Genomic DNA, 22,976 nt, shown 5'->3' with positions numbered 1-22,976 from the left:
CGCACGTACTGCTGGCCCGGGTGTCAGCTCAGGGAGCCGAGTGCCGCGTTCCAGGTGGCCGACGGGCGCATGACCGCGTCCGCCTTGGCCTTCTCCGGCTGGTAGTAGCCGCCGATGTCGGCCGGGGAGCCCTGCACGGCGAGCAGCTCTTCGACGATGCGCTGCTCGTCGGCGGCGAGGGACTCGGCGAACGGGGCGAACGCCTTCGCGAGATTGGCGTCGTCGGTCTGCCCGGCCAGCTCCCGCGCCCAGTACAGGGAGAGGAAGAAGTGGCTGCCGCGGTTGTCGATGCCGCCGACGCGGCGGGCCGGGGACTTGTCCTCGTTGAGGAAGGTCGCCGTGGCGCGGTCCAGGGTGTCGGCGAGGACCTTGGCACGGGTGTTGCCGGTGGTCTCGGCGTACTGCTCGAAGGCCGGGACCAGGGCGAAGAACTCACCGAGGGAGTCCCAGCGCAGGTAGTTCTCCTTCACGAGCTGCTGGACGTGCTTCGGGGCGGAGCCGCCGGCGCCGGTCTCGAACAGGCCGCCGCCCGCCATCAGCGGGACGACCGACAGCATCTTGGCGCTGGTGCCCAGCTCCAGGATCGGGAAGAGGTCGGTCAGGTAGTCACGCAGCACGTTGCCGGTCACCGAGATGGTGTTCTCACCGCGCCGGATGCGCTCCACCGACAGCTTGGCGGCCTCGACCGGCGGCAGGACACGGATGTCCAGGCCCTCGGTGTCGTGCTCCGGCAGGTACTGGTTGACCTTGGCGATCAGGTTGGCGTCGTGCGCGCGGGTCTCGTCCAGCCAGAACACGGCCGGGTCGCCGGTGGCGCGGGCGCGGGTGACGGCCAGCTTGACCCAGTCGCGGATCGGGTCGTCCTTCGTCTGGCAGGCGCGGAAGATGTCGCCCTCGGCCACCGGCTGCTCGATGAGCACGTTGCCGCCGGCGTCGACCACGCGGACGGTGCCCGCGGACGCGACCTCGAAGGTCTTGTCGTGCGAGCCGTACTCCTCGGCCTTCTGCGCCATCAGGCCGACGTTCGGGACCGTGCCCATGGTGGCCGGGTCGTAGGCGCCGTTGGCGCGGCAGTCCTCGATCACGGCCTGGTAGACACCCGCGTAGGAGGAGTCCGGGATCACCGCGAGGGTGTCGTGCTCCTCGCCGTCCGGGCCCCACATGTGGCCGGAGGTGCGGATCATCGCGGGCATGGAGGCGTCCACGATGACGTCCGAGGGGACGTGCAGGTTCGAGATGCCCTTGTCGGAGTCGACCATGGCGAGCGCGGGGCCCTCGGCCAGCTCGGCGTCGAAGGAGGCCTTGATCTCGGCACCCTCCGGCAGGCTCTCCAGGCCCTTGTAGATGCCGCCGAGGCCGTCGTTGGGGGACAGGCCGGCCGACTTCAGGGTCTGGCCGTACTTCGCGAAGGTCTTCGGGAAGAAGGCGCGCACCACGTGGCCGAAGACGATCGGGTCGGAGACCTTCATCATCGTGGCCTTCAGGTGCACGGAGAACAGGACGCCCTCCTCCTTCGCGCGGGCGACCTGCGCGGCGAGGAACCGCTCCAGCTCGGCGACGTGCATCACGGAGGCGTCGACGACCTCGTCCTTGCGGACCGGTACGGACTCGCGCAGCACGGTGGTGGTGCCGTCCTCGGCGACCAGCTCGATACGGAGCGTGCCGTCCTCGGCGATCACCGTGGACTTCTCGGTGGAGCGGAAGTCGTTCTCACCCATGGTGGCCACGCTGGTCCTGGACCCGGAAGTCCAGGCGCCCATGCGGTGCGGGTGGGTCCCCGCGTACTTCTTCACCGAGGCGGGGGCGCGGCGGTCGGAGTTGCCCTCGCGCAGGACCGGGTTCACGGCGGAACCCTTGATCTTGTCGTAGCGGGCGCGGACCTCGCGCTCCTCGTCGGTCTTCGGGTCCTCGGAGTAGTCCGGCAGCGCGTAGCCCTTGGCCCGCAGTTCGGCGACGGCGGCCTTGAGCTGGGGGATCGAGGCCGAGATGTTCGGCAGCTTGACGATGTTCGCGGCCGGTGTCTTCGCCAGGTCGCCCAGCTCGGCGAGCGCGTCCGGGATGCGCTGGTCCTCGTTCAGGTACTCCGGGAAGACGGCGATGATGCGCCCGGCCAGCGAGATGTCGCGGGTCTCCACGGGGACCCCGGCCTGCGCGGCGTACGCCTGGATCACCGGCAGGAACGAATGGGTCGCCAGGGCCGGCGCTTCGTCCGTGTAGGTGTAGATGATGGTCGAGTCAGTCACCGGGTGCTCCGCTCCACGTCTGCAACATTGCTCGACATCAAGATATCTCGTGACCGGGTCCGGTTCGACAGGGGTCCGCAACCGACCGCTCGGCGCGCCTTGCCGGTCATCTCCCGCCGGTGGCGTGCTGGGCGACGAAGACGAGGTGGGCGACGAAGGCGGGGTCGCCGCGGTAGAGGGTCTGCTTGCCGTCCTTGTACGGCTGCGCCGGGGCGAGCCGCCCGGCGATCGGGTCGTACGCGTGCCGGCGGACGGTGGCCGGGCCCTCCAGGTCGGCGGTCGCCCGGTCCCGGCCGTGCGGCCGGAACCCGGCCCGGAACGGCTGCCGGGTGATCGAGTCGAGCCGGGCGTCCAGCTCGGCGGGAGGCGGCGGGGCGAAGGGGCCCCGGTGTACCGGAGCAAGTCACACTGTTTCGAGCCCCGCCCGGTGCCGCGCGCCCCGGCCGCGCGTGCCACGATGAGTCGGTGAGTGATGAGAACCGGCACCTGCTCGTGGACGAGACGCCCCTGCCCGACGGCATCGAGGAGCGGCTGCGGGCCCAGCTGACCTTCCTGGTGGAGGTGGACCGGCTCAAGACCGTGCTGCGTCAGTCGCCCCTGGCGGCGGCGGACCGCCGGGAGAACGACGCCGAGCACTCGTGGCACCTCGCCATGATGGTCGCGGTCCTCGCCGAGCACTCCGACGAGCCCGTCGACGTGGGCCGCACCATCGAGCTGGTGCTGCTGCACGACCTGGTGGAGATCTACGCCGGGGACACCCCGCTGTACGACAGCGCGGGCGGCGCCGGCCAGCGGGAGCGGGAGGAGGCCGCGGCGGACGAACTCTTCCACCTGCTCCCCGACGATCAGGCCCGGCGGATGCGGGCGCTGTGGGACGAGTTCGAGGAGCGTGCCACCCCCGAGGCCCGGTTCGCCAAGGCGATGGACCGGCTGCAGCCGCTCCTGCTCAACTGGATGGCGCGCGGCGGCACGTGGCGCACCCCCGGGGTCACCGCCGACGATGTCCGGGCCCGCAAGGCGGTGATCGGGGACGCCTCCGCCTCCCCGTGGACGGCGGGCCGGCACCTCATCGACGAGGGCGAGCGGCGGGGCTGGTCACGGAGCACGCCGGCCCAGGACTGACAAGGGCGGCGCCCCCCAGCCGGGAGGGCGCCGCCGGCGTCACTGCTCGGACGGTGCCGTCACGTCGTCGGCCGTGCGCTGGTGCGGTATCAGCACCGAGCCCTGCTGCAGGGCGACCGTGCGGGTGGGGGCCGGGATGCGGATGCCCTCCTCGCGGTAGCGGCGGTGCAGGCGCTTGATGAACTCGTGCTTGATCCGGAACTGGTCGCTGAACTCGCCGACGCCCAGAATGACCGTGAACCCGATCCGTGAGTCGCCGAAGGTGTGGAAGCGGATCGCCGCCTCGTGCTCCGGGACCGCGCCGGTGATCTCGGTCATGACCTCGTCGACCACCTCGGCCGTCACCTTCTCGACGTGCTCCAGGTCCGAGTCGTAGCTCACCCCCGCCTGCACCAGCACCGTCAACTCCTGCTCGGGGCGGGTGAAGTTGGTCATGTTGGTCTTGGCGAGCTGGCCGTTGGGGATGACCACCAGGTTGTTGGAGAGCTGACGCACGGTCGTCTGACGCCAGTTGATGTCGACGACGTACCCCTCCTCGCCGCTGCTCAGCCGGATGTAGTCACCGGGCTGCACGGTCTTGGAGGCGAGGATGTGGACGCCCGCGAACAGGTTGGCCAGCGTGTCCTGGAGCGCCAGCGCGACCGCCAGACCACCGACCCCGAGGGCGGTGAGCATCGGGGCGATCGAGATGCCGAGGGTCTGCAGGACCACCAGGAAACCGATGGCCAGGACCAGTACGCGGGTGATGTTGACGAAGATGGTCGCCGAGCCGGCCACACCCGACCGGGACTGGGTGACGCTCTGCACCAGGCCCGCGATCACCCGGGCCGCGGACAGGGTCACCACGAAGATCAGCCAGACCTGGAGCGTCTGGTCGACGTGCTTCTGCACGGTGCCGGTCAGCGGCAGCACAGCCGCGGCGGCGGCGGCCCCGCCCGCTGTCGCGGCCCACGGCACGACGGTGCGCAGCGCGTCCACGATGACGTCGTCACCGCTCCAGCGCGTCCGCTTGGCGTGCTTGGCCAGCCAGCGCAGCATCGTGCGGGACAGGAAGGCCAGCACCAGACCGGCGGCCAGCGCGATTCCGGCGAGGACCAGGTCGTCCAAGGTCGCGTCACGGTTCACCGGTCACCTCCACCGGGGCGTGCTGCCCGAGGACGCCGCCGTCGGCCGGATGTGAAGTCGCGTCACGTTGCCACCTGTTCGCTGTCCGGGAAGTGCGACCGTGCCCACCGTACGGAGGTGCGACGAAGGGCACGTGTGCTCATCCTGCCGTATGCGGCACGGCAGTTCGCACCGCCGGAAGACGCACGGACAGGCGTGCTTCCCGCCGGGAGTCCACGCCCCGTCGAACGCCCGTGCCGCCCGGCACCGGCCTGACTCCTCCTCGCCGGGCTGCCGGAGGGGCCACTGTGCCGCACGCGGCCCCCGGAACCGTTGACGTCAAGCAAACTCGAGGTCCTACGTTGGACCCATGAGCATGGAAACCACCGCCTGGACGCAGCTGCACAGCGTGATGACCGCGCAGGCGCAGCGCCGGCCACTCGCCCGCGCCACCCTGCGCCGTATCGCCGCCTTCGCCCGGCCGCACCGCGCGGGCATCACCCGGTTCGTCCTGCTGGGCATCGTCACCGCCCTGCTCGCCGTCGCCACCCCGGTACTCGCCGGACGCGTCGTCGACGCCATCGTCGCGGGCCACGACTCCGGCCGGGTGGTCAGGCTCTCGCTGCTCATCGCGGTGGTCGCGCTCGCCGAGGCCGGACTCGGCATCCTGGTCCGGCGGCTGTCGGCCACTCTGGGCGAGGGGCTCATCCTCGACCTGCGGACCGCCGTCTTCGACCACGTCCAGCGGATGCCGGTCGCCTTCTTCACCCGCACCCGTACCGGCGCCCTGGTCAGCCGCCTCAACAACGACGTGATCGGCGCCCAGCGGGCCTTCGCCTCCACCCTGTCCGGGGTGGTCACCAATGTGGTCACCCTGCTGCTCACCCTCGCGGTGATGCTCACCCTGTCCTGGCAGATCACCCTGCTCGCCCTGGTGCTGCTCCCGGTGTTCGTGCTGCCCGCCCGCCGGATGGGCCGCCGCATGGCCCGGATGCAGCGGGAGGCGGCCGAGCTGAACGCGGCCATGGGCACCCGGATGACGGAACGCTTCTCCGCGCCCGGCGCCACCCTCGTCAAGCTGTTCGGCCGCCCGGAGGAGGAGTCGGCCCAGTTCGCCGCCCGCGCCCGCCATGTCCGCGACATCGGGGTGCGCACCGCCACCGCCCAGTCGCTGTTCATCACCGCCCTCACCCTGGTCTCCGCGCTCGCCCTCGCCCTCGTCTACGGCCTCGGCGGCTGGTTCGCGCTGCGCGGCACCCTGGAGGCGGGCGCTGTCGTCTCCCTCGCCCTGCTGCTCACCCGGCTCTACGCCCCGCTCACCTCGCTCGCCGGGGCGCGGGTCGAGGTGATGAGCGCCCTGGTCAGCTTCGAGCGGGTCTTCGAGGTGCTTGACCTGGAGCCGCTCATCGCCGAGAAGCCGGACGCGGTCGCGGTGCCGGACGGCCCGGTCGCCGTCGAGTTCGACGACGTGCGCTTCGCCTACCCGGCCGCCGACAAGGTCTCCCTCGCCTCCCTGGAAGAGGTCGCCGCACTCGACGTACGCGGCGGCGCCGAGGTGCTGCACGGGGTCTCCTTCCGGGCGGCCCCCGGCGAGACCGTCGCCCTGGTCGGTTCCTCCGGCGCCGGCAAGTCCACCATCGCCCAGCTGCTGCCCCGGCTGTACGACACCGACAGCGGCGCGGTGCGGGTCGGCGGGACCGACGTACGGGACCTTGAGTCCGCCTCGCTGCGGGCCACCGTCGGCATGGTCACCCAGGACGGCCACCTCTTCCACGACACCGTCCGCGCCAACCTGCTCCTCGCCCGCCCCGGCGCCGACGACGAGGAGCTGTGGGCCGCGCTCGGCCGGGCCCGGCTGGACGGGGTCGTACGGTCGCTGCCGGACGGGCTCGACACGGTCGTCGGCGAGCGCGGCTACCGGCTCTCCGGCGGTGAACGCCAGCGCATGACCATCGCCCGGCTGCTGCTGGCCCGGCAGCGCGTCGTCATCCTCGACGAGGCCACCGCCCACCTGGACAACACCTCCGAGGCGGCCGTCCAGGAGGCCCTGACCGAGGCGCTGCAGGGCCGTACCGCCGTGGTCATCGCCCACCGGCTCTCCACCGTCCGCGCCGCCGACCAGATCCTCGTCGTGGAGGCAGGCCGGATCGTGGAACGCGGCACCCACGACCAACTCCTCGCGGCCCGGGGGCGGTACGCCGAGCTGTACCGGACCCAGTTCGCGGACAAGGACGACGAGACGGTGACGGTGGCCTGACCGGTCCCGGTGGACCGACCACGGCGTCGTGCTGGACGCCGTCCGCCCCAGGGCTCACGATTCCTCCCACGGGCACGGGCACGGGCGAGAGGAGCCGCAGGGGATGAGCGGGGCGGGGCGGGCGGGACAGACCGAAGCACAAGGCGGCCACGGCGAGGGCCTGTTGCGGGTCCTCGCCGTGGACGACGAGGAACCCGCGCTCTCGGAGCTGCTGTACCTGCTCGGCCAGGACCCCCGGGTCGGCACCGTACTCCCCGCGCTGGAGGCCACCGAGGCCCTGCGCACCCTCGGCCACGCGGTCGAGGGCGGCGCCGCGGCCGTCGACGTCGTCTTCCTCGACATCAGCATGCCGGGCCTCGACGGTCTCGAACTGGCCCGGCTGCTGGGCGGGTTCGCCGCGCCGCCGCTCATCGTCTTCGTCACCGCCCACGAGGACTTCGCCGTCCGCGCCTTCGACCTCAAGGCCGTCGACTACCTCCTCAAGCCCCTGCGCGAGGAGCGGTTCGCCGAGGCGGTGCGCCGGGTGGCCGAGCTGACCCACGCCGGCCGGGGTCCCCGCGCCCACCCGGCCGCCCCGCCCACCGGCGGCCAGGTCCCGGTGGAACTCGGCGGGGTGACCCGGTTCGTGTCCGTCGCCGACATCGCCTACGCCGAGGCGCACGGCGATTACGCCCGGCTGCACACCCGGCGTGGCAGCCACCTGGTGCGCGTACCGCTGTCGACGCTGGAGGAGCAGTGGCGGACGCACGGGTTCGTCCGTATCCACCGCAGCCATCTGGTCGCGCTCGCCCGGATCGAGGAACTACGGCTGGACGGCGGCAACTTGAGTGTCCGGGTCGGCGACCGCGTCCTCCCCGTCAGCCGCCGCAACGCCCGTGAACTGCGCGATCTGCTGGCCCGCCGCGCCACCGGCACCGCCGCCCGTGTCCGCTGAGCCGATCGGGCGGTGACGACCCTGTGCCGAACCGCGCCGAGGCCCTGTCTCACCACCGAAGCGCTGCGTACACTCGCCGCGACAAGGTGATCACCGGTGCCTCGGGGGGTGGGTCATGGGTACGGGACCCGCGCCGCGCCGGGAGGTGGTCACCGGCGCCCCCACCGGTCGTACGCGGGCCGCCTGTCCGGACTCCTCCGCCCATGATGACGCTGCTGTACGTGAGTTGATGCGCCGTCAGATACGGAGCGGCCTCGTCGCGTGCTCCCTGCTCGCCCTTCCCCTCGGGCTGCTTCCCGTGCTGTTCCGGCTCCTGCCGCCCGGTGACGTCCGTCAGGGTGCCGCCTGGCTGCTGCTGGGCGTCGCGCCCTACCCCGTCATGCTGGCCACCGGCGTCCGGTACCTCCGCCGTGCGGAGCGCGACGAGGATGACGTGACAGGGCGTTGAACCAGACCTACGGAATGGCCGGGGTGTCCGCCGTGGTGCTCGCCACGGCACTCGTCGGCGCGCTCGGCCTGCGCGTCTCGCGGACCACCTCCGACTTCTACGTGGCCTCCCGCACCGTCGCCCCCCGGCTCAACGCCTTCGCGGTGAGCGGGGAGTACCTCTCCGCGGCCTCCTTCCTCGGCATCGCCGGACTGCTGCTGGCCCAGGGCGTCGACATGCTCTGGTTCCCCATCGGCTACACCGCCGGGTTCCTCGTGCTGCTGGCCTTCGTCGCCGCCCCGCTGCGCCGCTCCGGCGCCTACACGCTGCCCGACTTCGCCGAGGCCCGGCTGGAGTCGCGGGCCGTGCGCCGGATCGCCGGGGTGCTCGTCGTCGGCGTGGGCTGGCTCTACCTGCTGCCCCAGCTGCGCGGCGCCGGCCTCACCCTCCGGCTGCTCACCGGCGCGCCCGGCTGGCTCGGCGGACTGGTCGTCGCCGCCGTGGTGACCGCCGCCGTCGCCGCCGGGGGCATGCGCAGCATCACCTTCGTCCAGGCGTTCCAGTACTCGCTGAAACTCACCGCGCTGCTGGTGCCCGTGGTGTTCCTGCTCGCCGCCTGGCACGCCGACCGCGCCCCGCTGCCCGCCTGGGACGAGCGTCCCGTCTTCCACCGCGCCACCGAGGTCCGCCTCGACCGGCCGGTGACCGTCACCGTCCACGAGCCGGTGCGCGTGACCGTCTCCGGCAGTGTCGACGGCCACCCGCTGAGCGGGGCCGCCCTCACCCTCACCGAGGGCCGCCACCGCATCGGCGCCCACACCGGCCTCCGCTTTCCCCCCGGCGCCCAGGTGCCGCTGCCCGAGCGGGAGACGGGCTCCGCCTCGCTCGCCCCGAGCGGCGCGGAACACGGCCTGTACGCCACGTACGGGCTGATCCTGGCCACCTTCCTCGGCACCATGGGCCTGCCCCATGTCGTCGTCCGCTTCTACACCAACCCCGACGGCCGGGCCGCCCGCCGCACCACGGTGATCGTGCTCGGCCTGCTCGGCGTGTTCTACCTGCTGATGCCCCTGTACGGCTCGCTGGCCCGGCTGTACGCGCCCGATCTGCTGCTCACCGGCGACACCGACGCCGCCGTACTCATGCTGCCGCAACGGCTGGTCGGCGGGGTCGGCGGTGATCTGCTGGGCGCGCTGGTCGCGGGCGGCGCCTGCGCGGCCTTCCTCTCCACCGCGTCCGGGCTCACCATGTCCGTCGCCGGGGTGCTCGCGCAGGACGTGCTCCCGGCGCTGGGGCTGCGGCACTTCCGGCTCGCCGTCGTACCGGCCATCGCCGTGCCCACCGCCGCCGGGACGGTGGTCGGCGGGCTGCCGGTGGCCGACGCGGTGGGGCTGGCGTTCGCCGTGTCCGCGTCCTCCTTCTGTCCGCTGCTGATCCTCGGTATCTGGTGGCGCGGACTGACCCCGCCCGGCGCCGTCGCCGGGCTGTGCCTCGGCGGTGGCTCGGCGCTCGCCGCGGTCCTCGCCACCATCGCGGGCGGCGCCCGCTCCGGCTGGGCCCACACCCTGCTGGCGTGGCCCGCCGTCTGGTCGGTACCGGTCGGCTTCGCCGCGATGGTGCTGGTCTCGCTGGCCACCCCGCGCCGCGTCCCGCCCGGGACGGCGGCCACGATGGCGCGCCTGCATCTGCCGGAGGGACGGGCGTTGAGATGGCGGGGCTGAGTGTGCTCGGGGTGCTGCTGCTGGCCGTCGCGGGGCTGGCGCTGTTCGTGCTCGGGGCGGCGCTCGGGCATGTCGCCCTGCGTCGTCAGCAGGCGAATCCGGCCGGGCCCGGCACGCCCGTGGAGCAGGCCACGTTCCACACCCTGCACACCGCCTCGCTGGCCGCGCCCCCGCTGCGCGCGGGTCTCACCCCGGACACCGCGCGCAAGGCGGCACGGCGGCTGCGGCCGCTGCTCGGCACCGGCGCGCTCGCCCTCACCGACGCGGAGACCGTGCTCGCCTGGGACGGCGCGGGGGACCACCACCGCGACCAGATCACCGAACGGCTGCCCGCCGTGGTGCGCGGCGGACGTACGCAGAGCGTCGAACTGGCCTGTGCGCACGCCGGCTGTCCTGTCCGGCAGGGGGTGCTCGCCCCGCTGACCGTGGACGGCCGGGTCACCGGTGTGCTCGCCGCATTCGGTGACGGCGGGTCCGGGGTGCTGCTCCGGGCCGCCGAGGAGGTCGCCCGCTGGGTCTCCGTCCAGCTCGAACTCGTCGATCTGGACCGTGCCCGCTCCGGCGTGATCGAGGCCGAGATCCGCGCCCTGCGCGCCCAGATCTCCCCGCACTTCATCTACAACTCGCTGGCGAGCATCGCCTCGTTCGTGCGCACCGACCCCGAGCGCGCCCGTGAACTCCTGCTGGAATTCGCGGACTTCACTCGCTACTCGTTCCGCAGGGGCGGCGACTTCACCACGCTGGCCGAAGAGCTGCGCTCCATCGAGCAGTACCTCGAACTCGCCCGCGCCCGCTTCGGCCGCCGACTCGCGGTGACCCTGCGGATCGCGCCCGAGGTGCTGCCGGTGACCCTGCCGTTCCTGTGTCTGCAACCGCTCGTGGAGAACGCGCTCAAACACGGCCTGGCGGAGTCCGCCGAGCGCGGCCGCATCACGATCATCGCGGAGGACGAGGGCACGGAGGCCCGCGTCGTCATCGAGGACGACGGTATCGGCATGGAACCTGACCGGCTACGCGCCCTGCTGCGCGGCACCGCCGGACCGGACACCGGCATCGGCCTGAGCAACGTCGACCGCAGGCTGCGCCAGGTGTACGGGGACCCGTACGGTCTGGTCATCGAGACCGGCGTGGGTGCCGGCACGAAGATCACCGTACGGGTCCCGAAGTTCCGCCCGCGTCAGGGGTGAGCGTCAGGTCCAGCGGCCGTCGGACTGCTTCCGCTCCTGCTGCTGACGCCGGTCCGGCTGCCGGTCCTTCGCCTGCCGGGCGGCGGCCTCGGGGATCTGCGTGTGGTAGTAGAGCTGCTTGCCCTGCCCTCGCGCCCCCAGGCCGTGATGCCCCTTCACCGGCGAGTTCTTACGCATGACTTGACTCCTTGCTCGCATCAGGTCCGCGTGTCCCGGGAGATGCGTCCAGGAAGATCCGGTCACCGCACGACGGCGCCCGCTTCGTCACGTTTTATGGTATGTCCGCTCCGCTATTCGGGCGACCGGGCCGGGCCCCCGTTCGAGGTGCGGGCGCGTGGGCGCGGTGCGAGGCTGACTTGGTGCATACCTCTGAGCTGACTCCTGAGATCCGTGCCGCTCTGAGCGAACCGAGGTCGTACCCCGCCATCACTCTGGTGATGCCGACCGACCCGGACTTCCCCTTCAGCGAGAAGGACCGCATCCTCCTGCGTGACCTGGTCACCGCGGCCAGGCGCCGGCTCGCGGACGACCCGGACGTCTCGCGGGAGACCCGGCTGGAACTGCGGGACCACATGCTGGACACCTCGGTGATCGAGCAGGTGGCCGACCCCTTCCACCCCGACGACGCGATGGTGGTCTACGTGGCCGCCGACGAGCCGGTCCAGGTCTGGCAGATGACCTCCCTCGCGCCGGTGCGCCCGCGCGTGGAGTTCGCCGACCAGTTCCTGACGCGGTATCTGGAAGCCGCCGAGCAGCGGTCCCGCCCGTTCCTCGTGCTCGTCCTCGACCAGGAGATGTGCCGCCTCTACCACGGCTCCGTGAAGCGCCTGGACGAGGTGGAGCACCACGGTTTCCCGTGCGCGCCGGAGATCCCGTCGCCGGAGGACGCGCTGCCCGGCGCGATCCCGCACTCCGCGCCGTACGAGGGGCACAAGGCGCGGGTCGAGCAGTATCTGCGCATGGTCGACAAGCGTCTCGGCGATGCCGTCGAGGAGCACGACGGCGGCCTGCCGCTGTTCGTCATCGGCGGCGACAAGACCCTCGCGGCGTTCAAGGCCGTCACTACGCACGGCAGCATGATCGCGGGCACCCTGCCGCTGACCGGGATGGACAAGGACCGGGCGAAGGATCTGATGAAGCGGCTGGAGCCGGTCCTCGGCGAGTTCCGTGAGAAGCAGGTCGCGGAGGCCGTCGACGCACTGGGCGAGGCGCGCGGGCTCGGCAAGTACGCGGGCGGGCCGCCGGAGGTCTGGACGGCCGTCGCGGACAAGCGGGTGGCACGGCTGCTGGTGGAGGAGGGGCTCGACATCGCGGGCCGGATCACCGAGGACGGCCGGGTGCTGGAACTGGCCGAGGTGCCCGAACCGGTCACGCTGCCCGACCCCAGGCCGGACGTCGAGCCGCCGCCGCACACCCGCGGCGTGACCACCGACATCATCGAGCAACTCGTGGACCGGGCCATCGACGCCGACAGCCAGATCCTGTTCGTCCCCGACGGCACCCTCGCCGAGGCCGGCGGAGTGGCGGCCCTGCTCAGATACTGACCTCGTCCTGGTCGCGGGTGCCGGGCACGGTCGCACGGAAAGCGACGCCACCGTCTGCGAACCCCTGCCAGGAGGAGCACCATGGCCGGCACGAGCACCTACCTCGACGTCCCCCACACCCCCGAGCACGTCTGGCAACTCATCGGCGGCTTCGGCTCGCTGACCGACTGGCTCCCCTCCATCCCCGGCAGCACCCTCTCCGAGGGCGGCCGCGTCCGTACGCTCACCAACGCCGAGGGCGAGGTCGTCGTGGAACGCCTGACCGCCTTCGACGAGGAGGCCCGCAGCTACACCTACACCATCCTGCGGGCCCCCTTCCCGGTCACCGGCTACCTCTCCACCCTGACCGTGCGCGACCTCCCCGACCCCGGCACCGCCCGCGTCGAGTGGTCCGGCACCTTCACCCCGGCCGGCGTCACCGAGGAGGAGGCGGTCAGCCTGTTCCACGGCATCTACACGGAGGGGCTCGCGGCCCTGGAGCGGACGCTGCGCGAGGGGACGTAGTCCTGCCCGCGCCGGCGCCCGATCCCGGGAGTCGCCCCGGCGCGACCGCTCCGGTCCCTACGATGCCGGCATGCGCACCCCGGACCCGTACTGGAACACCAACATCGCCCGCCACCCCGGCATCCTGCGCCTCGTACCCGAGGGGTGCGGGGAGGCGCTGGACGTCGGCTGCGGGGACGGGCTGCTCGCCCGCAAGCTCGCCGGCCGCGTCCGGCGTGTCACCGGTCTCGACAGGTCGCCGGAGATGATCGCCCGCGCGCGGCAACGGGGACCGGACCACGTGCGGTTCGTGCAGGCCGACTTCCTGGCCTCGGACCTGCCCGCCGGGGGTTACGACTTCATCTGCTCGGTGACCACCGTGCACCACATGGACTTCACCGCGGCCCTGCTCCGGATGCGGGAACTGCTGCGCCCCGGCGGCACCTTGGTGATCGTGGGGCTCGCGCGGGAGAAGAGCGTGGCCGAGTGGGCGGCGCTCGTCGCTGCGGCGCCCGTCATGCGGGTCACCAAGGCGGTGCGGCGGGCGAGCGTCCCTGAGGGCATGCCGGTGGCGAAGCCGGAGATGAGCTACGGCGAGGTACGGGCCACGGCACGGCTGCTGCTGCCCGGGGTGCGCTACCGGCGGCACGTGCTGCGCCGCTACTCGCTCACCTGGCGGAAGCCGTGAGCACGGACGCTGCGGGTGCCGGTCGACGGGCCGATTCCTCGGAATCCCACGCGAGCGTCGTCACCTCGCATCCGCGAGCCGACGACAGTACGGCCGTCAGCGGGCCGGGACCGTGAGAACCGCCTGTGACCAGCGCGGACAGGCCTCGGACGGGGTGTCGTCCTTGAACTTCATCATCCCGCCCCTCGCCCGAAAGCTCGCAAATGCGGCTTCGGGGGCCCTGTTCCCCGCTATGGCGACGGGTGCGTGGTCCGGCAAGACTTGAGTCATCCGTGCCTGGAAGCAGGTGGACCATGAGCAGTGTCGAAGAGTCGGTCGAGGTCCGAGTACCCGTACGCACCGCGTACGACCAGTGGACCCAGTTCAAGAGCTTTCCCCGGATCATGACCGCCGTGCAGCACGTGGACCAGGTCGGTCCCGCGATGACCCGGTGGACGGTGCGGGCGGGGCTGCTCAGCAAGGAGTTCATGGCCGAGACGGTGGAGCAGGAACCGGACTCGCTGATCGCCTGGCGAACCGTGGGACGCGACCCCTGGCTGTGGGGCGACGTGTCCTTCCGCGAGGCCGCGCCGGACCGCACCGTGATCACGGTCAGGATGCACATCGAGCCGCGCGGGCTCAGCGGCCGGCTGCCGGGCTCGGCGGGCCGGGCGGACCGGCTCGTCCGCGAGTCGCTGGAGAACTTCAAGGAGTTCATCGAGGGCCTCGGCGACGCCGGCGGTGCCTGGCGGGGCTCCATCCACCACGGCCGGGTCTCGCACGCCGAGCCGGACCCGCCCAGGAGCCGCGTCCCCAAGTGGCCCGTCGGCTGACCCCCTGAGCCTGGACGCGGCGCCGGACGGCCGAGCGGCTCCCCCTCCGCGTTCCGCAGGACAGAGCGAGAGGCATGTGTCATGAAGAAGGCGCCGAAGCACGAGCCGGACGAGCCGCTGACCGTCAGCCCGCCGAAGAAGTGGGCGGCGGGCGTCCCGGCGGTGACGCACGCTCTGGAGTACTCCCTCGACGAGGCGTCGCCGCGCACCACGGCGACGACGCTGCTCACCATGAACCAGGTCGGCGGCATCGACTGTCCCGGCTGCGCCTGGGCCGACCCGGCACCGGGCCACCGGCACCTGAACGAGTACTGCGAGAACGGTGCCAAGCACATCAACGACGAGGCCACCGGGCGCCGGATCACCCGTGACTTCTTCCGCGCCCACCCCGTCTCCTGGCTCGCCGAGCAGTCCGACCTCTGGCTCAACCAGCAGGGCCGGCTCACCGAGCCGATGATCAAGCGGGCCGACTCGGACCACTACGAGCCGATCAGCTGGGCCGGCGCGCTCGACCTGCTCGCCGGCGAGCTGAAGTCCCTGGACTCACCGGACGAGGCGTGCTTCTACACCTCCGGCCGGGCCAGCAACGAATCGGCGTTCGTGCTCCAGCTCTTCGCCCGCGCCCTCGGCACCAACAACCTGCCCGACTGCAGCAACCTGTGCCACGAGACCAGCGGCTTCGGCCTGCACGAGACGCTCGGCACCGGCAAGGGCACCGTCTCGCTGGACGACATCCACCAGTCCGACCTGGTCTTCCTCGTCGGGCAGAACCCGGCGACCAACCACCCACGGCAACTGTCCGCGCTGGAGGAGTGCAAGCACAACGGCGGCACGATCATCGCGGTGAACACGCTGCCCGAGGCCGGCCTGATGCGGTTCAAGAACCCCCAGGAGGTCCGGGGTGTGATCGGCGACGGCGTCAGGATCTCCGACCTCTTCCTGCACATCCGCAGCGGTGGCGACCTGGCTCTGTTCCAGGGCCTCAACAAGCTGCTGCTGGAGGCCGAGGACGCCGCGCCCGGCACCGTGCTCGACCACGACTTCATCGCCGACCACACCTCCGGCTTCGAGGAGTTCGCCGCGCACGCCCGCGGCATCTCCTGGGACGACATCCTTACCGCCACCCAGCTCACCCGGGAGCAGATCGAGGAGGCCCACGACCACGTCATGCGTGCCAGGAGCGCCATCGTCTGCTGGGCGATGGGCGTCACCCAGCAGCGGCACGGCGTGCCGACCGTCCGTGAGATCGTCAACTTCCTGATGCTGCGCGGCAACCTGGGCCGGGTCGGCTGCGGCGCCAGCCCCGTGCGCGGACACAGCAACGTCCAGGGCGACCGCACCATGGGTGTGTGGGAGCGGATGCCCGACGAGTTCCTGGACGCGCTCAAGTCCGAGTTCCGTTTCGACCCGCCCCGCCACCACGGCCACGACGCGGTGAAGGCGGTCCAGGCGATGGCCGAGGGCAAGGTCAGGGTGTTCCTGTCGCTGGCGGGCAACTTCGTACGCGCCGCCCCCGACACCCACGTCACCGACGCCGCCATGCGCCGCTGCAAGGTCACCGCGCAGATCTCCACCAAGCTCAGCAAGGCGCACACCGTCACCGGCGAGACCGCGCTGATCCTGCCCTGCCTCGGCCGCACCGAGATCGACATCCAGGCGGGCGGCGTGCAGTTCGTCACCGTGGAGAACACCTCCAGCGAGGTGCACACCTCCTACGGCAAGCTCCGCCCCGCCTCCCGGCTGCTGCTCAGCGAGGTGGCCATCCTGTGCCGGCTGGCCGAGCGGACCCTCGGCGACACCGTTGACATCCCCTGGCTCGACTTCGAGGCCGACTACGGCAACATCCGCGACCGGGTGGCCCGGATCATCCCCGGCTTCCACGACTTCAACCGGCGGGTCTCCCGGCCGGGCGGCATCAAGCTGCCGAACCCGGTGAACGAGGGCGTCTACGCCACCGCCACCGGCAAGGCCATGTTCACCGTCAACGACTGGGCCATGTCCGCGGCGCCGCCCGGCCACCTCGTCCTGCAGAGCATGCGCTCGCACGATCAGTGGAACACCATCCCGTACACCAACAACGACCGCTACCGCGGTATCCACGGACGCCGCGACATCATCATGATCAACCCCGAGGACATGGTCGATCTCGGGCTGATCCGGGGGCAGTTCGTGGACATCATCGGTGTCTGGCAGGACGATGTCGACCGCCGGGTGGAGGGCTTCGAGGTCATCCCCTACCCCACCAGCCGGGGGTGCGCCGCCGCGTACTACCCGGAGGTGCAGCCGCTGATCCCGCTCGACAGCGTCGCCGAGATCAGCAACCAGCCCACCTCCAAGGGGTTCGTGGTCCGGCTGGAACCGGTCAGTCCGCCGCCCGGCACCAGGCCCACCCACTGGCACGAGTGACCCCCGCCGCCGCTGCCGCCCTCACTCCGGGGGCGGCAGCAGCGTGCCCAGCGGACCCAGGTCGAGGTTGAGATCCTCCATCGTGAGGCCGTACCGGGCGCACAGCCCCGTCATCCGGTCGTGCAGGAGCATCAGGGTCGCCCCCAGGCGCTCTTCCTCCTCCTCGGTCAGATCGCCCTCGTCGACCCGGTTCAGCGCCTGCCGCTCCATCAGCTGACGCAGCAGCTCGACAAGGGTAAGGACCAGCTTCATCAGGTCCCGCTCCACCGTGTCGGGGTCGGCGGTGATCCGGCGCGCCGGTACGGACGCCCGCTCGCCGGAAGAGGCCAGATCGCCGGGCGCGGCGGGCAGCAGCCGGAACGCCCGCTCGGCGGCCGCGGCCACCTCCGCCCTGCGCCGGTCCGGACCGTCCCGCTCCTCGTCAGCCGTCATGCTCACCCCGCCGCGCTGTCGCCCTCGGCTCGGCGAACGGGGAGGGTACCTCCGCGCTGATGGACACGATCAGCGCCCGCAGCGAGACCCGTACCAGGTCGATGCCGGCGATGGAGAGCACCACGTCGCCGGTGAGCACGACCCCGCCGCTCAGCAGGCGGTCCAGGAGGTCGATGAGCGCCACCTGCCGCTGCGCCAGCGGCTCGGTTGCCGCCTGCCGGTCCGGCGTCGTCATGCTTCGGTCTCCTCGGGCGCCATCGCGAAGGAGTACGGCGCCCACGGCCCGGTGATCTCGACCCGCACCCCCGCCAGCCCGTCGGCCGCCCGCGCCACCTCGGCCCGGAACGCCTCGCCGCGCTCCAGCGGCACCAGATAGGCGTCGTTGACCACGTTCTCGCCCGCCGCCTCGGCGAGCGTCCCCTGCTGCACCCGGTGCCGGGCCCGCTCGGTGGCGTGCGCGCGCCCCGCCGCCTCGATGCCCTCCGCCGCCCGCTGCGCCGCCTGATGGACGGTGTCCCGCACGCGCTGCTGCTGCCTGCGGCCGCGCAGATACGAGCGTCCGGGGCTCAACTCCATCTCGGCGGGGACGGCAGGCGTCCCGGGGGCGGCCGAGGGGTCCACGTAGACCTTCACGCCCCACTCGACGTGCCCCGAGAGATGCGTCAGCCGATCCGCGAAGAACTTCCGCCCGGTGTCCAGCACTTCGCGGGCCCGTGCGTCATCGAGGTACACCGTGGCCAGGCGCAGCGGCAGCACGGTGGTGTGCGCGGCGACCGCCTCCACCACCCCGTGGTGGGCACGGGCCACCGCCGTCAGCCAGTCCAGGTCCTCCAGCCGGCGGCGCAGCGCCTCCTCGCGGAAGTCCTCCGCCGGCACCGGACTCGCCACCAGCGTCAGGCCGTCACCGCCGGGCACCAGGTGCACGGGGGCGCCGACCACGCCCTCCAGCGCGGCGACCCGGTCCGGCAGGATGGCGTCGGCGTGGGTCACGCCGTAGACATAGGTCATCAGGTCACTCATCGCGGGTCCGCTTCCGGCGACGGGCGGGGCGCGGACTCGGCTCCGGTTCCGGCTCCTCCTCCTCCACCTCGGCCTCCTCCACCTCTTCCTCGGGCTCCGCTTCCTCTTGTTCCTCTTGTTCCTCTTCTTCCTCCTCCTCCACCAGCTCCGGCTCGGCCTCGAGTAGCTCCTCCGGCTGTCTGAGCGCGGTCAGTTCGGCGCGCAGGCGGGCGTTCTCCTCGGCGAGAGAGTGTTCGTTCCTGGCCCGCGAGGACAGCGAGGGGTCGTGCTCCCACCAGTCGATGCCCATCTCCTTCGCCTTGTCGACGGAGGCCACCAGCAGCCGGAGTTTGATGGTCAGCAGTTCGATGTCGAGCAGGTTGATCTGGATGTCGCCCGCGATCACGATGCCCTTGTCCAGGACGCGTTCGAGGATGTCGGCGAGGTTGGCGGACGAGCCCTGCCCGTACGGCTGAGCCGCCCGCGAGGGGGATGAGCCGAGGCGGTTGCCCAGTGGTTCGCTCACGATGATGGCCTCGTGTTTCCTGGTGCGTGCCGGGTCGGTGCGTGCCGGATCAGGGCTGTCCGTTCCGGAAGTTCCGTATCTCCTCCAGCCGGTCGAGCAGTTCGTCCTCGCGCCGGTCGAATGTCTTCTCGTCGATCTCCCCGGCCAGCAACTGCTGCTCCAGCGCGGCGAGTTCGCTCTTGACGGGTGCCGGGTCGTAGTACTCGTCCTCGGCCGCCTCCAGGACGCGTTCCATCACCCAGCCGACCCCGCGCACCGGCGCCAGGGGGAGGGTGAGGATCTGGGTGAACAGGCCCATCGCGCATCACACTTCTCAGACGAAGCTGTAGGGCGGCAGCGGGCCGTTCAGCCGGAAGTCGAGGCCCTCGCCCAGCTGATGGGCGACACTCAACTCCGTCGTCAGGAAGGCTTCTTCCTGATCGTCGGCCACCAGGAACGACACGCTGAGGAAGTCCGACCCGGTCGGCTGGGAGGAGTCCAGGTCGCGTGCGAACGGGCGCAGTGCCTCGACCACCCCGGCGGCCAGTGCCTCCTGACGCGCCTGTACCTCCTGGGCCACCAGCTCGCCGAGCCGCACGGCCGCGGCGGGGTCCGCCGTGCCGCCCCGGATCTCGTCGTTGAGCTGCCGCGCCGGGGGCGACTCGGCGAGGATCAGCCGGAGCAGGGAGTCCTCGTCCTGCGCCACCTTGAGGTGGTACTCGGTGCAGCCCTCCAGCTCCCGGAGCCGGTCCGTGTATTCGTCGGCCCGCTCCTCCAGGGCGGCCCGCACCTCGTCGTCGCTCGCCGCCACGAGCCCGAACCGCAGGGGCAGTACCGTGCCGTCGGCCATGAGCCGCTCCTGCACCTCCTGGTGCGCGCCGACGTCGCGGCGCTTGGGGCGCAGATCCTCAGGCGCGTCGCTGACCACCGCGCACAGCGAACCGGCGGTCACGGCCCGCAGCGGACCGGGGGACGCGCCGACGCCGCGCAGGTCGTCGAGGCGCAGCGGATGCTGCTTGTCGGTGACGGAGTAGACGTAGACGCCCATGGCTCATTCCCTCTCGCGGGTCGAGGTCCGCCCGGAGGCGCGCTTGACCGGCCGCCGCTTCCGCACGGGCTCCCGCTCCTCCTCTTCCCCCTCTTCATCGGCCTCCTCGTCGCGGTCACCGCCGGTGACGGCCTTGAGGGAGTCGGTGACCGCTTCGGCGGCCCCGCTCAGAGCGCCCTTGGACTTGCCCTTGGCGCCGCTCTCCACGGTGTCGCCGACGATGTCGGTGAGCTGGGCCGGCGCCTTGCGCCCGGCCTCCAGGTCAAGCCGGTTGCACGCCTCCGCGAACCGCAGATACGTGTCGACACTGGCGACGACGATCCGGGCGTCGATCTTCAGTATCTCGATGCCCACCAGTGACACGCGGACGAAGATGTCGATCACCAGTCCGCGGTCCAGGATGAGTTCCAGGACGTCGTAGAGGCTGCCGCCGCCACCGCCGCGGGTGACGTTGCCTCCGCCTTGCGGCACCACGGTCATGGTGCCTCCCTTCACCGGCGGATCTCAGCCGCGCCGGTCGATCTGCCCCCGGGTGTAGCGGCGCGTGCGCTCGTAGGACACGAGGTCGCCCTCCTTGTCGAGGGTGACGCGATAGGTCGCCATCACGCTGGTCGTCTCGGGCACTCTTTCCAGTTCGAGCACCTCTACGTCGGCCTCCCAACCGTCGTCCGTCGGTTTCAGCGCCGAGACCGATTCCGGGGGCCGGCCGAGCAGCTCTGTCAGTTGCTCGGCGGCGGTCCGCATCGCCCAGGCAGGGCCCCTGGCGGGGCGGCGGCGCGTTTCACCGGCCGGACGCCGGCCGGTGCTGCGGCTGCCGCTCGGTCGCCGCCTGGCGGGCTCTTCTGCTGCGGCCATGATCTCTCCGGTGGTCGAAGCGGTCTCTCCGCTGTGCGGAGCGGGCGCCAGATTCCACGCATGAACATACAATTTCAGCATATAGGGTTATAGGTCGCATCGGCGTCGACCGGCTCCCCGTGGGCCGCGCTCGGACCGCGCATGCGGCTCGCTCGGAGCCCGGCACGGCACGGTGCGTGCGATCCCTTCTTCCTCGATCGCGGGCCGGGTCGGAACTCCCGTCTCTTTCCTGACCCTTTCCGAAGGGAACCGGTTCATGAATGACACGACCAAGGTCGCTCTCGCCGCCGCCGTCGCCGGTGGCTACGTACTCGGACGGACGAAGAAGGGACGTCTCGCCTTCGCCCTGGCGACCTATCTCGCCGGCCGCCGCACCGGACTCAACCCCCAGGCACTGGTCACCGAGGGCCTCGGCAAGCTCGGCGATGTGCCGGGCATCCAGCAACTCAACGAGCAGGTACGCGGCGAGCTGCTGAAAGCGGGCCGCAAGGCCTTCACCGCCACCGCCGACCGCCGGCTCGGCGACCTCGCCGAGTCCCTCCGCGAGCGCACCCAGCGCATCGGCCGTAAGACCGATGAGCCGGAGGAGGCAGAGGAGGCGGAGGAGCCCGGAGAGGGCGAGGAGCCCGAGGAGCCCGAGGACAACGAGGAGGAAGAGGGCGCGGAGTACGAGGACGAGGCCGAGGAGCCCGAGGAAGAAGAGGACTTCGAGGCCGAGGAAGGGGCCGAGGAGGAGCCGGACGAGGAGGAACCCGAGGAACCGGAAGAGGGGGAAGAGGAAGAGGAGGAGTTCGAGGGAGAAGCGGAGGAGCACGAGGAACCCGAGGAACCCGAGGAAGAGGAAGAGGAGGAACCTGAAGAGGAGGAAGAGCCCGAGGAGCCCGAGGAAGAGGAAGAGCCCGAGGAGGAGGAAGAGCCCGAGGAGGAGCCGGAGAAGCCGGCCCGCCGTCGGCCCGCCGCCAAGAAGGCTCCTGCCGAGAAGTCCGCACCGGCGAAGAAGTCGGCGGCGAAGAAGGCTCCCGCCAAGAAGGCCGCCGAGAAGGAGCCGGCCGCGAAGAAGGCTCCCGCCAGGAAGGCGCCGGCGAAGAAGTCGGCCGCCAAGAAGACCACCGGGCGTCGGAGGTAGGCCATGGCTGACACGGACAAGGCTGACGTCAAGAGCGACGGCAAGGACGGTGCCGGCTCCGGCCTGGACACGCTGCGCGACGAACTCGTCGAATACCTGGAGGCGCAGGCCGGACACCTCGTCGAGAAGACGGGGGAGAGACTGACCGGCCTGACCCAGCAGCTCCTGCAGTCGGCCGACGGCAAGGGCGGCGGTTTCCTCACCGGCGTCGGCAGCCGCATCCTCGGGGGCGAGTCACCGCTGAAGGCGCTCGTGGCCCAGAAGGCCGGGGACGTCAAGGACAAGGTGGTCGAAGGGGCCAAGAGCCTGTTCGGCAAGAGCAAGGGGAAGTCCGGCCGCGCCAAGGTGATGAACATCATCGAGGTGCTGGACATCGGCCTGCCGCTGCGCGAGACGTACGACCACTGGACGCAGTACGACGATTTCAGCGGGTTCACCAAGGGCGTGCAGAGCGTCTCCCAGAGCGACGAGGTCACCAGCGACTGGAAGCTGAAGGTCGGCCCCTCCAAGCGCAGTTACAAGGCGACCACGCAGACGCAGATCCCGGACGACCGGATCGTCTGGACCTCCGAGGGCGCCAAGGGCACCACGCGCGGCTGCGTGACGTTCCACGAACTCGGCCCCACGCTGACCCGCGTCGTCCTCGTCGTCGAGTACTCCCCGTCCGGCTTCTTCGAGAAGACCGGCAACATCTGGCGCGCGCAGGGGCGCAGGCTCCGCCTGGACTTCAAGAACTTCCAGCGCTACGTCAGCTTCGCCGACCCCGACGAGGTCGAGGGCTGGCGCGGCGAGATCCGCGACGGCGAGGTGGTCCGCTCCCACGAGGAGGCCCTGGAGGAGGAAGAGGCCGAAGCCGAGCAGGAGGGCGAAGAGGGCGAAGAGAGCGAGGAAGGTCAAGAGGGCGAGGAGGGCGACGAGGAGGAGTACGAGGACGGCGAGGAGTACGCGGACGAGTACGAGGACTCCGACGACGACGCCCCCGGCGAAGAAGGCGACTTCGAGGACGAAGAGGAAGAGGAGGAAGAGGAGGAACAGGAAGAGAGGTGACGTCCGCACCGCGCGCCGGGCGCGCCCGCCCCCGCG

Annotated in this window: 25 protein-coding genes; 13 read left to right on the top strand and 12 right to left on the bottom strand. The window is 71.5% G+C overall.

Annotated elements, in window-relative coordinates; all coding sequences use genetic code 11:
- Positions 1–23: 23 nt before the first annotated feature.
- Together ACFWN1_RS19585 and ACFWN1_RS19580 are read right to left on the bottom strand one after the other, a co-directional pair.
- Positions 24–2,243 carry an NADP-dependent isocitrate dehydrogenase gene (locus ACFWN1_RS19585; protein WP_384363506.1) on the bottom strand — a complete coding sequence of 740 codons (2,220 nt, stop codon included), beginning with the start codon at positions 2,241–2,243 and terminating at the stop codon, positions 24–26.
- A gap of 106 nt (positions 2,244–2,349) precedes the next feature.
- Positions 2,350–2,577 (bottom strand): DUF4186 family protein, encoded by a 228-nt coding sequence (locus ACFWN1_RS19580; protein ID WP_384363508.1) that lies wholly within the window; start codon positions 2,575–2,577, stop codon positions 2,350–2,352.
- Between the two features lie 131 nt (positions 2,578–2,708).
- Here ACFWN1_RS19580 and ACFWN1_RS19575 point away from each other — a divergent pair, with 131 nt between their 5' ends.
- Positions 2,709–3,365, top strand: coding sequence for an HD family hydrolase (locus ACFWN1_RS19575; protein WP_384363504.1), 657 nt, complete (start codon positions 2,709–2,711; stop codon positions 3,363–3,365).
- 39 nt (positions 3,366–3,404) lie between these two features.
- On the opposite strand, the gene ACFWN1_RS19570 is transcribed toward ACFWN1_RS19575, so the two are convergent.
- Positions 3,405–4,490: a mechanosensitive ion channel family protein gene (locus ACFWN1_RS19570; protein WP_384363502.1), complete on the bottom strand. Its 1,086-nt coding sequence runs from the start codon at positions 4,488–4,490 to the stop codon at positions 3,405–3,407.
- A 349-nt stretch (positions 4,491–4,839) separates the two neighbouring features.
- On the opposite strand from ACFWN1_RS19570, the gene ACFWN1_RS19565 reads away from it, so the two are divergent.
- The 5 genes from ACFWN1_RS19565 (at position 4,840) to ACFWN1_RS19545 (ending at position 10,995) form a co-directional block, all read left to right on the top strand.
- Positions 4,840–6,726 carry an ABC transporter ATP-binding protein gene (locus tag ACFWN1_RS19565; RefSeq protein WP_384363500.1) on the top strand — a complete coding sequence of 629 codons (1,887 nt, stop codon included), beginning with the start codon at positions 4,840–4,842 and terminating at the stop codon, positions 6,724–6,726.
- A 103-nt stretch (positions 6,727–6,829) separates the two neighbouring features.
- On the top strand, positions 6,830–7,660 hold the full coding sequence (locus ACFWN1_RS19560; RefSeq protein WP_384363498.1) for a LytR/AlgR family response regulator transcription factor: 831 nt from the start codon (positions 6,830–6,832) through the stop codon (positions 7,658–7,660).
- A 115-nt stretch (positions 7,661–7,775) separates the two neighbouring features.
- A complete protein-coding gene (locus ACFWN1_RS19555) occupies positions 7,776–8,108 on the top strand; it encodes a hypothetical protein (RefSeq protein WP_384363496.1) in 333 nt (110 codons plus the stop codon).
- Entirely contained in the window at positions 8,105–9,808 is a 1,704-nt protein-coding gene (locus ACFWN1_RS19550) for a cation acetate symporter (protein WP_384363494.1), read from the top strand. The genes ACFWN1_RS19555 and ACFWN1_RS19550 overlap by 4 nt, the downstream gene beginning before the upstream one ends.
- Positions 9,796–10,995 carry a sensor histidine kinase gene (locus ACFWN1_RS19545; protein ID WP_384363492.1) on the top strand — a complete coding sequence of 400 codons (1,200 nt, stop codon included), beginning with the start codon at positions 9,796–9,798 and terminating at the stop codon, positions 10,993–10,995. Before ACFWN1_RS19550 ends, ACFWN1_RS19545 begins: the two co-directional genes overlap by 13 nt.
- Before the next feature lie 3 nt (positions 10,996–10,998).
- On the opposite strand, the gene ACFWN1_RS19540 is transcribed toward ACFWN1_RS19545, so the two are convergent.
- Positions 10,999–11,172 (bottom strand): hypothetical protein, encoded by a 174-nt coding sequence (locus tag ACFWN1_RS19540; RefSeq protein ID WP_384363490.1) that lies wholly within the window; start codon positions 11,170–11,172, stop codon positions 10,999–11,001.
- A 182-nt stretch (positions 11,173–11,354) separates the two neighbouring features.
- Here ACFWN1_RS19540 and ACFWN1_RS19535 point away from each other — a divergent pair, with 182 nt between their 5' ends.
- From ACFWN1_RS19535 to ACFWN1_RS19515, 5 genes are all read left to right on the top strand, one after another.
- The gene (locus ACFWN1_RS19535) at positions 11,355–12,539 is read left to right on the top strand and encodes a hypothetical protein (protein ID WP_384363488.1); all 1,185 of its coding nucleotides are present in this window, start codon (positions 11,355–11,357) and stop codon (positions 12,537–12,539) included.
- Between the two features lie 81 nt (positions 12,540–12,620).
- The gene (locus tag ACFWN1_RS19530) at positions 12,621–13,043 is read left to right on the top strand and encodes an SRPBCC family protein (RefSeq protein WP_384363486.1); all 423 of its coding nucleotides are present in this window, start codon (positions 12,621–12,623) and stop codon (positions 13,041–13,043) included.
- A 70-nt stretch (positions 13,044–13,113) separates the two neighbouring features.
- Entirely contained in the window at positions 13,114–13,710 is a 597-nt protein-coding gene (locus ACFWN1_RS19525; RefSeq protein ID WP_384363484.1) for a class I SAM-dependent methyltransferase, read from the top strand.
- A gap of 293 nt (positions 13,711–14,003) precedes the next feature.
- A complete protein-coding gene (locus ACFWN1_RS19520; RefSeq protein ID WP_384363482.1) occupies positions 14,004–14,522 on the top strand; it encodes an SRPBCC family protein in 519 nt (172 codons plus the stop codon).
- Positions 14,523–14,603: 81 nt separating this feature from the next.
- Positions 14,604–16,928, top strand: a complete 2,325-nt coding sequence (locus tag ACFWN1_RS19515; protein WP_384363480.1) for an FdhF/YdeP family oxidoreductase — start codon at positions 14,604–14,606, stop codon at positions 16,926–16,928.
- Positions 16,929–16,949: 21 nt separating this feature from the next.
- Here the strand turns inward: ACFWN1_RS19515 and ACFWN1_RS19510 are convergent, their stop codons facing one another.
- Genes ACFWN1_RS19510 through ACFWN1_RS19475 form a run of 8 tightly spaced genes read right to left on the bottom strand, consistent with a single transcriptional unit; the run spans position 16,950 to position 20,767 of the window.
- Positions 16,950–17,360: a gas vesicle protein K gene (locus ACFWN1_RS19510; protein ID WP_384363478.1), complete on the bottom strand. Its 411-nt coding sequence runs from the start codon at positions 17,358–17,360 to the stop codon at positions 16,950–16,952.
- Positions 17,350–17,595, bottom strand: coding sequence for a gas vesicle protein (locus ACFWN1_RS19505; protein ID WP_384363476.1), 246 nt, complete (start codon positions 17,593–17,595; stop codon positions 17,350–17,352). The genes ACFWN1_RS19510 and ACFWN1_RS19505 overlap by 11 nt, the downstream gene beginning before the upstream one ends.
- On the bottom strand, positions 17,592–18,380 hold the full coding sequence (locus tag ACFWN1_RS19500) for a GvpL/GvpF family gas vesicle protein (RefSeq protein WP_384363475.1): 789 nt from the start codon (positions 18,378–18,380) through the stop codon (positions 17,592–17,594). Before ACFWN1_RS19500 ends, ACFWN1_RS19505 begins: the two co-directional genes overlap by 4 nt.
- Positions 18,373–18,885, bottom strand: a complete 513-nt coding sequence (locus ACFWN1_RS19495; RefSeq protein WP_384363473.1) for a gas vesicle protein — start codon at positions 18,883–18,885, stop codon at positions 18,373–18,375. Before ACFWN1_RS19495 ends, ACFWN1_RS19500 begins: the two co-directional genes overlap by 8 nt.
- Before the next feature lie 49 nt (positions 18,886–18,934).
- On the bottom strand, positions 18,935–19,183 hold the full coding sequence (locus ACFWN1_RS19490) for a gas vesicle protein GvpG (protein ID WP_384363471.1): 249 nt from the start codon (positions 19,181–19,183) through the stop codon (positions 18,935–18,937).
- Between the two features lie 15 nt (positions 19,184–19,198).
- Positions 19,199–19,912: a GvpL/GvpF family gas vesicle protein gene (locus ACFWN1_RS19485; protein ID WP_384363469.1), complete on the bottom strand. Its 714-nt coding sequence runs from the start codon at positions 19,910–19,912 to the stop codon at positions 19,199–19,201.
- 3 nt (positions 19,913–19,915) lie between these two features.
- A complete protein-coding gene (gene gvpJ, locus ACFWN1_RS19480) occupies positions 19,916–20,392 on the bottom strand; it encodes a gas vesicle protein GvpJ (protein WP_384363467.1) in 477 nt (158 codons plus the stop codon).
- Positions 20,393–20,416: 24 nt separating this feature from the next.
- A complete protein-coding gene (locus ACFWN1_RS19475) occupies positions 20,417–20,767 on the bottom strand; it encodes a gas vesicle protein (protein ID WP_384363465.1) in 351 nt (116 codons plus the stop codon).
- A gap of 256 nt (positions 20,768–21,023) precedes the next feature.
- On the opposite strand from ACFWN1_RS19475, the gene ACFWN1_RS19470 reads away from it, so the two are divergent.
- Entirely contained in the window at positions 21,024–21,893 is an 870-nt protein-coding gene (locus ACFWN1_RS19470; protein WP_384363463.1) for a histone protein, read from the top strand.
- A gap of 3 nt (positions 21,894–21,896) precedes the next feature.
- A complete protein-coding gene (locus ACFWN1_RS19465) occupies positions 21,897–22,940 on the top strand; it encodes an SRPBCC family protein (RefSeq protein WP_384363461.1) in 1,044 nt (347 codons plus the stop codon).
- Positions 22,941–22,976: the final 36 nt, after the last annotated feature.

The sequence above is a fragment of the Streptomyces sp. NPDC058459 genome (genome assembly GCF_042721685.1).
Lineage (GTDB): Bacteria > Actinomycetota > Actinomycetes > Streptomycetales > Streptomycetaceae > Streptomyces.
This window is presented reverse-complemented; position numbering and strand designations above follow the sequence as displayed.

Excerpts from the sequence above, each read along its gene's own strand:
- ACFWN1_RS19565 (WP_384363500.1), top strand. The coding sequence starts at position 4,840 with ATGAGCATGGAAACCACCGCCTGGACGCAGCTGCACAGCGTGATGACC.
- ACFWN1_RS19560 (WP_384363498.1), top strand. The coding sequence starts at position 6,830 with ATGAGCGGGGCGGGGCGGGCGGGACAGACCGAAGCACAAGGCGGCCAC.
- ACFWN1_RS19555 (WP_384363496.1), top strand. The coding sequence starts at position 7,776 with ATGGGTACGGGACCCGCGCCGCGCCGGGAGGTGGTCACCGGCGCCCCC.
- ACFWN1_RS19545 (WP_384363492.1), top strand. The coding sequence starts at position 9,796 with ATGGCGGGGCTGAGTGTGCTCGGGGTGCTGCTGCTGGCCGTCGCGGGG.
- ACFWN1_RS19540 (WP_384363490.1), bottom strand. The coding sequence starts at position 11,172 with ATGCGTAAGAACTCGCCGGTGAAGGGGCATCACGGCCTGGGGGCGCGA.
- ACFWN1_RS19530 (WP_384363486.1), top strand. The coding sequence starts at position 12,621 with ATGGCCGGCACGAGCACCTACCTCGACGTCCCCCACACCCCCGAGCAC.
- ACFWN1_RS19525 (WP_384363484.1), top strand. The coding sequence starts at position 13,114 with ATGCGCACCCCGGACCCGTACTGGAACACCAACATCGCCCGCCACCCC.
- ACFWN1_RS19520 (WP_384363482.1), top strand. The coding sequence starts at position 14,004 with ATGAGCAGTGTCGAAGAGTCGGTCGAGGTCCGAGTACCCGTACGCACC.
- ACFWN1_RS19515 (WP_384363480.1), top strand. The coding sequence starts at position 14,604 with ATGAAGAAGGCGCCGAAGCACGAGCCGGACGAGCCGCTGACCGTCAGC.
- ACFWN1_RS19510 (WP_384363478.1), bottom strand. The coding sequence starts at position 17,360 with ATGACGGCTGACGAGGAGCGGGACGGTCCGGACCGGCGCAGGGCGGAG.
- ACFWN1_RS19505 (WP_384363476.1), bottom strand. The coding sequence starts at position 17,595 with ATGACGACGCCGGACCGGCAGGCGGCAACCGAGCCGCTGGCGCAGCGG.
- ACFWN1_RS19500 (WP_384363475.1), bottom strand. The coding sequence starts at position 18,380 with ATGAGTGACCTGATGACCTATGTCTACGGCGTGACCCACGCCGACGCC.
- ACFWN1_RS19490 (WP_384363471.1), bottom strand. The coding sequence starts at position 19,183 with ATGGGCCTGTTCACCCAGATCCTCACCCTCCCCCTGGCGCCGGTGCGC.
- ACFWN1_RS19485 (WP_384363469.1), bottom strand. The coding sequence starts at position 19,912 with ATGGGCGTCTACGTCTACTCCGTCACCGACAAGCAGCATCCGCTGCGC.
- gvpJ (WP_384363467.1), bottom strand. The coding sequence starts at position 20,392 with ATGACCGTGGTGCCGCAAGGCGGAGGCAACGTCACCCGCGGCGGTGGC.
- ACFWN1_RS19475 (WP_384363465.1), bottom strand. The coding sequence starts at position 20,767 with ATGGCCGCAGCAGAAGAGCCCGCCAGGCGGCGACCGAGCGGCAGCCGC.
- ACFWN1_RS19470 (WP_384363463.1), top strand. The coding sequence starts at position 21,024 with ATGAATGACACGACCAAGGTCGCTCTCGCCGCCGCCGTCGCCGGTGGC.
- ACFWN1_RS19465 (WP_384363461.1), top strand. The coding sequence starts at position 21,897 with ATGGCTGACACGGACAAGGCTGACGTCAAGAGCGACGGCAAGGACGGT.